Annotated in this window: 11 protein-coding genes and 1 riboswitch; all 11 genes read right to left on the bottom strand. The window is 72.7% G+C overall.

Annotated elements, in window-relative coordinates; translation table 11 throughout:
• Positions 1–32 precede the first annotated feature (32 nt).
• Positions 33–362, bottom strand: a complete 330-nt coding sequence (locus Q6347_RS05010) for a hypothetical protein (RefSeq protein ID WP_304602436.1) — start codon at positions 360–362, stop codon at positions 33–35.
• Positions 359–1,591: a Na/Pi symporter gene (locus Q6347_RS05005; protein WP_304606820.1), complete on the bottom strand. Its 1,233-nt coding sequence runs from the start codon at positions 1,589–1,591 to the stop codon at positions 359–361. The genes Q6347_RS05010 and Q6347_RS05005 overlap by 4 nt, the downstream gene beginning before the upstream one ends.
• A 136-nt stretch (positions 1,592–1,727) precedes the next feature.
• Positions 1,728–2,561, bottom strand: a complete 834-nt coding sequence (locus Q6347_RS05000) for an exodeoxyribonuclease III (RefSeq protein WP_304602438.1) — start codon at positions 2,559–2,561, stop codon at positions 1,728–1,730.
• A gap of 45 nt (positions 2,562–2,606) precedes the next feature.
• Complete coding sequence (locus Q6347_RS04995; RefSeq protein ID WP_304606819.1) at positions 2,607–3,089, bottom strand: VOC family protein; 483 nt, start codon at positions 3,087–3,089, stop codon at positions 2,607–2,609.
• Positions 3,090–3,226: 137 nt separating this feature from the next.
• A complete protein-coding gene (locus Q6347_RS04990; protein ID WP_304602440.1) occupies positions 3,227–4,117 on the bottom strand; it encodes a bifunctional methylenetetrahydrofolate dehydrogenase/methenyltetrahydrofolate cyclohydrolase in 891 nt (296 codons plus the stop codon).
• The gene (gene glyA, locus Q6347_RS04985; RefSeq protein ID WP_304606818.1) at positions 4,114–5,397 is read right to left on the bottom strand and encodes a serine hydroxymethyltransferase; all 1,284 of its coding nucleotides are present in this window, start codon (positions 5,395–5,397) and stop codon (positions 4,114–4,116) included. Before glyA ends, Q6347_RS04990 begins: the two co-directional genes overlap by 4 nt.
• Before the next feature lie 42 nt (positions 5,398–5,439).
• A riboswitch (ZMP/ZTP riboswitch) is annotated at positions 5,440–5,528 on the bottom strand.
• Between the two features lie 163 nt (positions 5,529–5,691).
• The gene (locus tag Q6347_RS04980) at positions 5,692–7,194 is read right to left on the bottom strand and encodes a helix-turn-helix domain-containing protein (protein ID WP_304602442.1); all 1,503 of its coding nucleotides are present in this window, start codon (positions 7,192–7,194) and stop codon (positions 5,692–5,694) included.
• A gap of 207 nt (positions 7,195–7,401) precedes the next feature.
• Positions 7,402–8,913, bottom strand: a complete 1,512-nt coding sequence (araA, locus tag Q6347_RS04975) for an L-arabinose isomerase (protein ID WP_304602443.1) — start codon at positions 8,911–8,913, stop codon at positions 7,402–7,404.
• A gap of 29 nt (positions 8,914–8,942) precedes the next feature.
• Positions 8,943–9,665: an L-ribulose-5-phosphate 4-epimerase gene (locus Q6347_RS04970; protein ID WP_304602444.1), complete on the bottom strand. Its 723-nt coding sequence runs from the start codon at positions 9,663–9,665 to the stop codon at positions 8,943–8,945.
• A gap of 28 nt (positions 9,666–9,693) precedes the next feature.
• Positions 9,694–11,307 (bottom strand): xylulokinase, encoded by a 1,614-nt coding sequence (locus Q6347_RS04965; protein WP_304606817.1) that lies wholly within the window; start codon positions 11,305–11,307, stop codon positions 9,694–9,696.
• Between the two features lie 81 nt (positions 11,308–11,388).
• Positions 11,389–12,411: a LacI family DNA-binding transcriptional regulator gene (locus Q6347_RS04960; RefSeq protein WP_304602446.1), complete on the bottom strand. Its 1,023-nt coding sequence runs from the start codon at positions 12,409–12,411 to the stop codon at positions 11,389–11,391.
• Positions 12,412–12,414: the final 3 nt, after the last annotated feature.

The raw sequence follows: 12,414 nt of genomic DNA, 5'->3' as shown, positions 1-12,414 counted from the left end.
GTCCGGGCCCTGAGGAGCCGCAGGGTCGGGGATCAGGCCGGCGAGCCGGTCCCCAGGTCGTCGGCGGGCGTGGACGGCTCCGCCCCGGCGTCCTCCCGGTCGCCGCGGAGCTGCTGCAGCGCCTCCTCGAAGAACTCCCCGACCTCGCGCCACTGCACGGTGGCGTTCGCGAGGTGCTCCTCCAGCCGGTCGATCTCGGCGTGCTGCGCCTCCTGCTGACGCCGCTCGGCCAGCTCGCGGCGGACCTCGGCGAGCCGTGCCTCCGCCTCCTCGACGACGCGCGCGAGCTCCTGCTCGAGCGCAGCGATGTCCTGGCTGCGCTCCGTCGATGACCGGTCGCGCCGGTCGTGGGACGCCGTCACAGCAGCACGGTCAGCCCGATGAGCGCCATCGGCACGCCGACGAACACGCCGAGGACCCAGGCCGCCGCCCAGAGCTTGTTGGCCGCCGCCACGTTGCCGAGCCAGACGGCTCCGCGCAGCGGCACCTGCCGCAGCAGCGGCATGCCGAAGATCACCAGGGCGGCGAAGACGTTGAACATCACGTGCACGAACGCCGCCTGCAGGGCGACCTCGCCCTCCGCCCCCGTGAAGGCGAAGGCCGCGATCAGTGCCGTGACCGTGGTGCCGATGTTGGCACCCACCGTGAAGGGGTAGACCTGCTTGAGGGAGAACGTGCCGGACCCGGCCAGCGGGATCATGAGGCTGGTCGTGGTCGAGGAGGACTGGACCATCATGGTCACGGCCGCACCGCTGGCGACGCCGCTGATCGGCCCACGGCCGACGGACGAGTGCAGCATCTGGGCCGCCTTGCCCACCATGAGCACCTTGAGCAGGCGACCGAGCCAGTTGATGACGCCGAGGATCAGGCCGATGCCCAGCACGATCATGAGCACGCCGTGCCACGGGTCGGGCAGGAACGAGGTCCCGGCCTCGAGGAGGTTCGCCAGCGGCTCGGTGACCGTGTCCACCACGGTGCCGATCGCGGCGAAGAGGGTGGCGACGATGCCGCCGTCGGCTCCCGAGCTCGCGCCGGCCAGCCAGCCGGAGACCCGCTGCAGCAGGCCGAAGGCCAGCTCCAGCGGAAGGAAGATCGCGACGGCGAGGAGGTTGAAGAAGTCGTGGACCGTCGCGGCGGAGAACGCCCGACGGAAGCTCTCCCGGTCGCGGACCATCCCGAGGCTCACCAGGGTGTTGGTCAGCGTGGTCCCGATGTTCGCCCCCATCAGCATGGGGATCGCGATCTGGATCGGCAGACCGCCGGCCACCAGACCGACCGTGACCGACGTCGTGGTCGAGCTCGACTGCGTGGCGGCGGTGAACAGCACGCCGACCATCAGCGCGACGAAGGGGTTGGACGCGAACGCGAACAGCGACTCGGCCGTGTCACCCGTCGCCGCCTTGAACCCGGAGCCGATGAGCTCCACGGCGGTGATCAGCACGTAGACACCGGCGACGACCCCGAGCCAGTTGACGGTCCGCAGCGGCCGGCCGGTCAGGCCGAACCGCTCGAAGGGGCTACGCAGCCGCTTGGGCTCGACCTGCGACGTGTTCGCGGTGGTCACGGACGCCTGCGGGACGACGTCGGTCATGAAGTGGCTCCCATCGGGGTCGAGACGGCGCCAGGTCAGGCCGTCTCAGGGCACGGTGATACCGAGCCAACCAGTGCTGGATGACGACATCTCAGCCTGAAGGTGAACAGCAGATGAACACGCGCCGCGGCGTGCATCACACGTTCATCTTGCCGCGGTGATCTGGGAGGTCGTAGGTCGCGACGACCGGCGCGTGATCGCTCCAGCGGGCGTCGTAGGAGGCGGCACGGTCCACCTCGACCTTCAGGGCGCGGTCCGCCAGCACCGGGTTCGCGAGCTGGTAGTCGATCCGCCAGCCGCGGTCGTTGTCGAACGCCTGGCCCCGCCAGGTCCACCACGTGTACGGCCCCGGGCCGTCGCCACCGAGCGCGCGGCCGAGGTCGCGCCAGCCGGCCTCGAACCACCGGTCCAGGTAGGCCCGCTCGGCGGGCAGGAACCCGGAGCTCTTGAGGTTGCCCTTCCAGTTGGCGATGTCGACCTCCCGGTGGGCGATGTTGACGTCACCGGCCACGAGCACCGGGTGCTCCTCCGCGACGAGCGCGTCCAGGCGCCGCGACACCTGGTCCAGGTGGTCGTACTTGGCCGCCAATGTGTGCTCCTGCCCCGGCTTCGCCGACCCCGAGTGCAGGTAGGCCGAGACGACCGTGAGCCGGTCACCGCCGGGCAGCTCCAGATCCGCCTCGAGCCACCGACCGGAGTCGACGTCCGGCTCGTCCTCGCCGGACCCGACGCCGTCACGGACCGCGGCGAGCGGGAGGCGGGAGACCACGGCGACACCGGCCCGCCCCTTGATCCGGCTGGGCAGGTGGGCGACGTGGTGGTCGGCGAAGTGGGCACGGACGAGCTCGTCGGGGGCGCGCACCTCCTGCAGCAGCAGGACGTCCGGCTCCCGGCGGGCGATCCAGTCGTCGATGCCGCGGCGGACGGCGGCACGGATCCCGTTGACGTTGGCGGTGGCGACGGTCAGCACGCGGGCCATCCCACCACACGCCGCGGACGGCGTCAGCGACGCACCTCACGCACCGCGGTGGGCGGCCTCCAGCGTCGCCACGTCGATCTTGCCCATCTGCAGCATCGCCTGCATCGCGCGCTGGTTCGCCGGCGTGGTGTAGTCGCCGCACAGCTCCTCGAGCTGCCGGGGGATCACCTGCCAGCTCACCCCGAACCGGTCGGTGCACCAGCCGCAGGGACCCGGCTTGCCGCCGTCGGCCGTCAGCAGGTCCCAGTAGTGGTCGACCTCCTCCTGCCCGTCGCACCGCAGGTAGAAGCTGAACGCCTCGTCGAGGCGCAGCGCAGGCCCGGCGTTCAGGCCGACGACCTCGACGCCGCAGACGGTGAACTCCACGATGAAGGGCGCGCCGGCCGTCGCGCCGGGGATGCCCTCCGCGGCGGTGAGCACTCGTTGCACGCTCGAGTCGGGCAGGTGGTCGGCGTAGAACGCGGCGGCCTCGTGGGCCCGGTCGTTCCCGAACCAGAGGTGCGGTCGCACGGTCACCATGGCGGTCCTCCTCGCGTGACGGCCCCGCCGGTCGGGGCCCTGCAGGAGGGACGTCGCACCGCGTCACGACTCATCGGTGCCGCACCGGGGCGACGGTGGCGCCGGCCCCTTCCGGTCGGCGCCACCCTGCCGCGCGGTCAGGCCGCGGGGCCCGCCTGCCGCTCGGCGGTGTCGACGACGTTGGCGAGCAGCATCGCGCGCGTCATCGGCCCCACGCCGCCGGGGTTCGGCGAGTACCAGGCCGCCTGCTCGCGCGCCTCGGGGGCGATGTCGCCCACCACGCGGGACCTCCCAGTCTCCGGGTCGGTGCGGCGCGAGACGCCGACGTCGATCAGCACGGCGCCGGGCTTGACCATGTCGCCCGTGACGATGCCCTCCACACCGGCCGCCGCGACGACGACGTCGGCCCGTCGCACCAGCTCCGGCAGGTCGCGCGTCCCGGTGTGGGTGAGCGTGACGGTGGCGTTGACGGCCTTGCGCGTGAGCAGCAGGCCGATCGGGCGCCCCACGGTGACGCCGCGGCCGAGCACGACGACCTCCTTGCCGGCCCAGTCGACGCCGTGCCGCTCGACCAGCTCGACGATGCCGCGCGGGGTGCACGGCAGCGGGGAGGTGATCTCCCCGCCCACCCGGAGCACGAGGCGCCCCAGGTTGGTGGGGTGCAGGCCGTCCGCGTCCTTGGCGGGGTCGACGAGCTCGAGGATGCGGTTGGTGTCGATGCCGGCGGGCAGCGGGAGCTGCACGATGAACCCGGTGCAGGCCGGGTCCTCGTTCAGCCGGGTGACGGCGGCCTCGATCTCGGCCTGGGTCGCGTCGGCGGGCAGGTCCTCGCGCAGGGACTCGATCCCGACCTCGGCGCAGTCGCGGTGCTTGCCGGCGACGTACCACTGCGAGCCGGGGTCGTCCCCGACGAGCAGCGTCCCGAGCCCGGGCACGACGCCCCGTGCGCGCAGGGCGTCCACCCGTCCGCGCAGCTCGTCCTTGATGGCGGCGGCGGTGGCCTTCCCGTCGAGCTTCTCCGCCGTCACTGGTGCAGACCCGGGTACAGCGGGAAGTCGGCGGTGAGCTTCGCGACCCGCGCGCGCAGGGCCTCGGCGTCGGCCGCGGTGCCGTCGCGCAGCGCCGCGGCGATGATGTCGGCGACCTCGGTGAACTCCTCGTCGCCGAACCCGCGGGTCGCGAGCGCCGGCGTGCCGATCCGCAGGCCGGAGGTCACGCGCGGCGGACGCGGGTCGAACGGGACGGCGTTGCGGTTGACGGTGATGCCGACGGAGTGCAGCAGGTCCTCGGCCTGCTGACCGTCCATCGCCGAGTTCCGCAGGTCGACGAGCACGAGATGGACGTCCGTGCCACCGGTCAGCACGGAGACGCCGGTCCCGGCGACGTCCGCCTGGTTCAGTCGGTCGGCGATGATCCGCGCCCCGCGCCGGGTGCGCTCCTGGCGCTCGACGAACGCCTCGGTGCCGGCGATCTTGAACGCCACCGCCTTGCCGGCGATGACGTGCATGAGGGGGCCGCCCTGCTGGCCGGGGAAGACCGCGGAGTTGAGCTTCTTGGCGTGCTCGTCCGAGGACAGGATGAACCCGGAGCGGGGTCCGCCGATGGTCTTGTGCACGGTGGAGGAGACCACGTCGGCGTGCGGCACCGGGGACGGGTGCAGTCCCGCAGCCACCAGGCCGGCGAAGTGCGCCATGTCCACCCACAGCTTGGCGCCGACCTCGTCGGCGACCTCCCGGAAGGCTGCGAAGTCGAGCTCGCGCGGGTAGGCGGACCAGCCGGCGATGATGACGTCCGGCCGGTGCTCGATCGCGCGCTTGCGCACCTCGTCCATCTCGATCCGGTACGACTCGGGGTCGACGCCGTAGCCGGCCACCTCGTAGAGCTTGCCGGAGAAGTTGATCTTCATGCCGTGGGTGAGGTGACCGCCGTGGGCCAGCTCCAGGCCCATGATCTTGTCGCCGGGCTTGATGAGCGCGTGCAGGACCGCGGCGTTGGCCTGGGCGCCCGAGTGCGGCTGGACGTTGGCGTACTCGGCACCGAACAGCGCCTTCGCCCGCTCGATCGCCAGGTTCTCGGCGATGTCGACCTGCTCGCACCCGCCGTAGTAGCGGCGGCCGGGGTAGCCCTCGGCGTACTTGTTCGTCAGCACCGAGCCCTGTGCCTGCAGCACGGCGCGCGGGACGAAGTTCTCCGACGCGATCATCTCGAGGGTGTCGCGCTGCCGGGCGAGCTCACCGTCGAGGACGGCGGCGATCTCCGGGTCGACCTCGGCGAGAGGGGCGTCGAACGTGGGGTCGGGAGTGCTCATGGGGGCGTTCTCCTGCTGTGTCGGCGGTCCACGGATGTCGTCCGACCGGGCCCAGGCGACCGACCCGTCGTCAGCACAGCGTTGTCGCTTCCCGGTGGTGATCCACCTGCACGCCAGTCACGACCAGTCGATCGTAGCAGCGTCGGTGCGGTCGGGATCGGACGACGAGAGCTCGACGACCCGCGGACCGTCGAACACGACACACGGACGCCTCCGTCGGGGAACCGGGTGCCGGTTCCGGACGGAGGCGCCCGTGGGTCGTTCTGCGGTCCCGGGCACGCCCGGGACCCGGGGTCAGACGGTGGCCAGCTCGAGGTCGTCCGCCGACCGCGAGCGCTCGGCCTTCTGGTCCTCGTAGCGGCGCACGACACGGGAGACCGTGGATCGCGATGCGGAGACCTCGTCGGCGATCTCCCGCTGGGTCAGTCCCTGACGGGCGAGCTCGACGATGCGACGGTCACGGCCCGAGGCCGGCAGGTCGGACGCGTCGGTGCGCGACTCCTGCTCCGCGGCGCGGTCCGACGCCGGGTCACCGGCGGCCGGGGCCGGCGTCTCCTCCGCCGTGTCGGTGTCCACCTGCGGGGAGTCCGCGCCCTCGCTCACGGCGGACCAGGCCGGCCCGTCGGCCTGTGCGGCGCGCTCGGCACGCGCGCGGTCGACCAGGTCGAACATCTCGACCCGGCGTGTGTGCCCGGTCTCCGGCAGCGGTTCCCGGGGCTGCGGCGCCTCGGACGGCGTCGTCTCGGACGGCGTGGTCTCGTCGGTGTGCCGGACCGGCTCGGACTCGGATGCCGGCTCGGCCGTCCCGTGCGTCTCGGCGGCCGCGGCGTCCTCCACCGGTGCCGACCGCTCGTCGTCGACGTCCTGCCGGTCGGAGGACACGGTCGGGGCGGGCGCGGGCGTCTCCTCGACGGTCAGCGCCGCACGAAAGGTGTCGGCGAAGGTCTCGGCCTGCTCGTCCTGCACCTCGGCCGTCGCCGGCTCCCGGGTGGCCGCGGGGGCGAGGACCTCACGCCGCGCGGGCGGCAGGGTGACGGCGGTCGCCTCGCGTGCCGACCCCGGGGTCCTGCCCCGCTTCACCGAGCTGGCGCCGATCGTGTCGAGGCGGTTGCCGTGCCGTTCGGCGGCCTCGAGCCGCTCGACCCAGACCTGCATCCGACGCTCGAAGTCCTCGACCGTCAGGAGCTTCAGCGCACGGTCCCGTGCGGCGCGCTGGCGCTCGTGCAGGGCCCGGACCCGGCGCATGCTGTTGCGGGTGCCGGTGCTGTCGAGGCGAGCGTCCCGCCACAGCTCCAGGGCGGTGACGTACTGGTGCACGCGGTGCTCGCGGCGGCGTTCGTCGAGCGTGTGGCCCGTGACGAGGTGCCGCTCGCCGACGAGCGCCAGGTGCCACATCAGGGCGGCGACCAGCGGCGGCACGAACCGGAAGACCACCATGTAGGGCGTCGACTCGTTCGGGACGGCGATCTCGTGCAGCGCCGCGAACACGCCGGAGGTGCCGGACAGGACCCACGTCAGGGTCAGGAGCACCCCGTACGGACGCCCCTCGAGGGCCGCGTTGCGCGCCATGAGCGCGACGGCCACCAGGCTGACCTCGAGGAACCCGGCGAGTGCGTAGGCCTCGACCGGCGCCATGTTCGCGACCTCGAGCCCGAACAGGACCATGCCGCTGTAGGCCAGCGCCGTGGCGATGAACGCGGCGATGACGACGGCCACCATCGGCAGGTGCCGACCGCGGTACCGGGGCCTCGGTGCGGCGCCGCTCGAGGTGGTCGCCGAGACGTCCTGCTGAGTCACGTATTCCTCCGAAAAATGGTGATGACGCCATATATCAACAGGTGCACGTTCGAGAAGTCAACGCTTCACAGGGCATCGGAGGCCGATCGTGACCAGGCCGGAACACTCGAGGCGCCACCGGGAGCACGCGCGCGAGCGTCCCGGTCCCGGCGGGTCAGCGGGTGACCGCAGGGACAGGGACGCTCGTCGCCTCACGGGTGGGGCGGGTCAGAGCCCCTGGGCGAGCTTGTAGTAGACCTGGTTCCAGCGCACCTGGTCGGCGAACCCGCGGCGCGTCGTGTCCTCGTCGATGACCAGCAGCTCGGTCCCGCTGATCTGCGCGAACATCTCGAACGCCTCGATGCCGACGGCCGTGGACATCACCGTGTGGTGCGCGCCGCCGGCGGTCAGCCAGGCCTCGGCCGACGTGGGGAAGTCCGGCCGCGGCCTCCACACGGCCCGGGCCACCGGCAGGTTCGGCAGCTCCTGCGCGGGCGGCACGACGTCGACGACGTTCGCGGTGAGGCGGAACCGGTCGCGCATGTCGGCCAGCGACACGACGACCGCGCCCTCGGTGGCGTCGGTGTCGAACACCATGCGCACCGGGTCCTCCTTGCCGCCGATGCCGAGCGGGTGGATCTCGACCCGGGGCCTCGACGTCGTCAGGGACGGGCAGATCTCGAGCATGTGCGCCCCGAGGATCAGCTCCGACCCGGGCGTGAGGTCGTAGGTGTAGTCCTCCATGAGGGAGGCGCCGCCGGGCAGACCTTCGCCCATCACCTTGGCGGCGCGCACGAGCACGGCCGTCTTCCAGTCGCCCTCGGCGCCGAAGCCGTAGCCCTTGCTCATGAGGCGCTGCACCGCGAGGCCCGGGAGCTGGCGCAGCGCGCCGAGGTCCTCGAAGTTCGTGGTGAACGCCTTGGCGCCGCGCTCGACCAGGAAGGCCTCCATCGCGAGCTCCTGGCGGGCCGCGTACCGCAGCGACTCGTGGCGCTCTCCCCCGGCGCGCAGCTCGGGAGCGACGTCGTAGCGCTCCTCGTACTCGGCGACCAGCGTGTCGACCTCGGTCGCGGCGACCGCCTCGACGCCCCCGACGAGGTCGTTCACGCCCCAGGTGCTCACGCTGACGCCGAACTGCAGCTCGGCCTCGGTCTTGTCACCCTCGGTGACACCGACGTTGCGCATGTTGTCGCCGAAGCGGACCAGCTTCAGCTCCTGGGTGGCCAGGCGGCCGGCCGCGGCGCGGACCCAGGTGCCGACGCGCCGCTGCACCGCGGGGTCGGACACGTGGCCCACCACGGTGGTGCGGGCGACGCCGAGGCGGGTCAGCATGTAGCCGTACTCCCGGTCGCCGTGCGCGGCCTGGTTGAGGTTCATGAAGTCCATGTCGATCTCCGACCACGGGAGCTCGACGTTCGCCTGCGTGTGCAGGTGCAGCAACGGCTTGCGCAGGGCGTCCAGGCCGGCGATCCACATCTTGGCCGGGCTGAACGTGTGCATCCAGGTCACGACACCGAGGACGTCGTCGTCGCTGTTCGCCTCGAGCATCGCGCGACGGATGGCGGCGGAGTCCTTCAGGACCGGCTTCCACACCACCTTCGCGGGCACGTCGCCGGATGCGTCGAGCGCGGCGGCGACCTCCTGGGACTGCCGGGCGACCTGCTCCAGCGTCTCGGGACCGTACAGGTCCTGGCTGCCGGTGAGAAACCAGACCTCGCGGTCACCGTAGGGCTTGCTCATCATCTGTCCTTTCGAGTCCGACGGCGCCGTCAGCGCTGGCCGTAGACGTTCTGGTAGCGGTCGTAGAGGGCGTCGACGTGCTGCTGCGCGATCGGCACGGGCTCGCCGACCTGCCGGGCGACGTGCACCGCCCGGGCGACCTCCTCGCACAGCACCGCCGCCTTGACCGCGGCCCTGGCGTCCCCGCCGATGGTGAAGGGGCCGTGGTTCGCCATCAGCACCGCCGGGGAGCGGGACCCGCGCAGGGTCTCGACGATGCCGCGGCCGATGGAGTCGTCCCCGATGACCGCGAACGGTCCGACGGGGATCGGCCCGCCGAACTCGTCGGCCATCATCGTCAGCACGCAGGGGATCTCCTCACCCCGCGCGGCCCACGCCGTCGCGTAGGTCGAGTGGGTGTGCACCACGCCACCGACCTCGGGCATGTGCGCGTAGACGTAGGCGTGCGCCGCGGTGTCGGACGAGGGCGAACGGTCCCCCTCGACGAGACGGCCCTGCAGGTCGCACACGACCATGGCCTCGGGGGTGATGTCGTCGTAGGAGACCCCGGACGGCTTGATGACGAGGAGGTCGCTCGCGCCGTCAGGCCCTCCCTGATCGTCCCGGACCCGCTCGGAGACGTTGCCGGCGGTCCACACCACGAGCTCCCAGCGGGGCAGCTCGGCGTGCAGGGCGGCGACCTTCTGCTTGGCGGCGTCGACGGCGGCGCGCAGGTGCGCCGGCACCTCGGTCGGGCGGGCGGCGTTCGGCATGGGGTCTCCCGTTCGGTTCCGGTGGTCGTCAGAGGGCTTCGGTGGCGGCACGTTCGACGGCGAGACCGGCGGAGTACCGCTCGAGGTAGGCCGCGAAGCCGGCGACGTCGTCGGCGTCGGGCCGGGCGACGTCCAGCTCGGCGTCGGCGAAGACGCGGTCGGCGAGGTACCCGTCCAGGGTCAGACCGGGCTCCGCGGCGGCCGCGCGGGTGAAGGCGGCGAGGACCGCGATCCCCCAGGCGCCGCCCTCCGAGGCGGTCCGTCCGACGGCGACGGGCGCGTCGACGGCGGCCGCGAGCAGACGCTGGGCGACGCCGGCCGTCCGGAACATGCCTCCGTGGGCGAACATCGTGTCGACGGCGACGCCCTCGCCGTGCAGCACCTTCATGCCCAGCGCCAGGGTGCCGAAGGCGCCGTAGATCTGGGTGCGCATGAGGTTGGCCAGCGTCAGGCGGCTGTCCGGGGTGCGCACGACGAGCGGACGCCCCTGGTCGAGCCCGGTGATCGGTTCCCCGGCGAGGTAGTTGTAGGCCAGCAGCCCACCGCCGTCGGTCTCGCCGTCGAGAGCGGCCCCGAACAGGGCCTCGAAGACGGCGTCGGCCGGGCTGGGGTGCCCGAGCGCCGTCGCGAACTCGGCGAAGACCCCGGCCCACGCGTCGAGCTCGCTCGCGCCGTTGTTGCAGTGGACCATCGCCACGAGGTCGCCGGCGGGTGTGGTCACCAGGTCCAGCTCGTGGTGGACGCCGGTCAGCGGCTTCTCGAGCACGACCATGGCGAAGATCGAGGTGCCGGCGCTGATGTTGCCCGTGCGCGGCGCGACGGCGTTCGTGGCGACCATCCCGGTGCCGGCGTCGCCCTCGGGCGGGCACAGCACCGGACCGGCCCGCAGCTCGCCGGTGGGGTCCAGCAGGGCGGCGCCCTCGGCGGTCAGGTGACCGGCGTCGGCGCCGGCGGGCAGCACCTCGGGCAGCAGACCCTCGACCTGGAGACCGGGCCGTTCGGCGGCGACGAGGTGGCGGAACTGGTCGAGCAGCCGCCGGTCGTAGTCCCGGGTGACCGGGTCGATCGGGAACATGCCGGAGGCGTCACCGACACCGAGGACGTGCCGGCCCGTCAGCATCCGGTGGACGTAGCCGGCGAGCGTGGTGAAGGACGCGATCTGCGGGACGTGCGGCTCGTCGTCGAGGATCGCCTGGTACAGGTGCGCGATCGACCAGCGCAGCGGGATGTTGTGGCCGAACAGGTCGGACAGCTTCGCGGCGGCGGGGCCCGTGCTGGTGTTGCGCCAGGTCCGGAACGGGACGAGCAGCTCGCCGTCCGCGTCGAACGCGAGATAGCCGTGCATCATCGCCGAGACGCCCAGCGCGCCGTACGTGGTGGGGCGCACGCCGTACCGCTGCTCGACGTCCGCCACGAGCGCCGCGTAGGCGTCCTGCAGCCCGGCGTGCACGGCCTCCAGGGAGTAGGTCCACAGCCCGTCGGAGAGCTCGTTCTCCCAGCCGTGCGTCCCGCTGGCCAGCACCTCGTGCTCCGGGCCGACCAGGCACGCCTTGATGTTCGTCGAGCCGAGCTCGATCCCGAGCGTGGTCCGCCCGGCGGTGATGGCGTCCCGGCTGCCGGTCGCCTCGTCGTGCCGCGTCATCCCAGGTTCCTCCTCGCGTGGTCCGCCTATGTTAACGCTCACATCGTGGATGCCCAAACCTCGGCGTCCGGGCACGTCCGGTTACCTCGCCGTCGGCCGCGGCGGCGCCGTCGAGGACCGCACGACCAGCTCCGGCGCGATGCGCCGGGTCGCCACCGTGTCCCCCGCCAGCGAGCCCAGCACCATCGCCACCGCGTGCGCCCCGACCTCGCCGAACGGCTGACGCACCGTCGTCAGCGGCGGCACGAAGTACGCCGCCCCGGCGACGTCGTCGAACCCCACCACCGACACGTCCTCGGGCACCCGCAGGCCGCGTTCCCACACGGCGCGCAGGACGCCGAGGGCGAGCTGGTCGTTCCCCGCGAAGACCGCCGTCGGCCCCTCCCCCGCGGCCACGGCCTCGGCGAGGTCCCGCCCCGCCGCGTAGCCGTCACCGGCGGACCAGGAGCACTCGCGGGGCCGGGCGGGACGCACCCCGTGCGCGTCGAGCGCCTCGCGCCAGCCGGCCAGGCGCTCGCGCGCGTCGAACCAGTCCTGCGGGCCGGCGACGTGCACGACGTCGGCGTGCCCCAGGTCGAGCAGCAGCTCGGTCGCGAGCCGGGCACCGGCCCGTTGGTCCACGGCGACCGACAGGGTGGACGGCCCGGAGGCGTCCGCCGACGACGGTTCCAGGGCCGCCACCAGCACGACGGGGACCGGGGAGCGGAACGACTCGACCGCGGCGGCCACCGCGTCGTGCGGCGCGATGACGACGATCCCGTCGACGCCCTGCGCCATGAAGTGCTCGAGGACCTGGTTGATCGACGCCGTGTCGTAGCTGCGCAACGTGGCGACCGAGACGAAGTAGCCCTGGTCCCGTGCCGCCTCCTCGACCGCGATGAGCGTGCTCGTCGGACCGAACAACGCCGACCCGGTGGTCACCACGCCGAGCGTCGCGGAGCGGGACGTCACCAGGGCCCGGGCGGCGCTGTTGCGGCGGTACCCGAGCTCCTCGATGGCGGCCAGGACCTTGTCACGGGTCGCCTCCCGGACGCTCGGGTGGGCGTTGAGCACGCGGGAGACGGTCTGGTGGGACACCCCCGCGAGCGCCGCGACGTCCGCCATGGA

It is taken from the genome of Isoptericola sp. b408, assembly GCF_030588085.1.
GTDB classification, from domain to species: Bacteria; Actinomycetota; Actinomycetes; order Actinomycetales; family Cellulomonadaceae; genus Isoptericola; species Isoptericola sediminis.
Note: the sequence above shows the minus strand (reverse complement) of the source record. Positions and strands in the feature narration are given on the sequence as shown.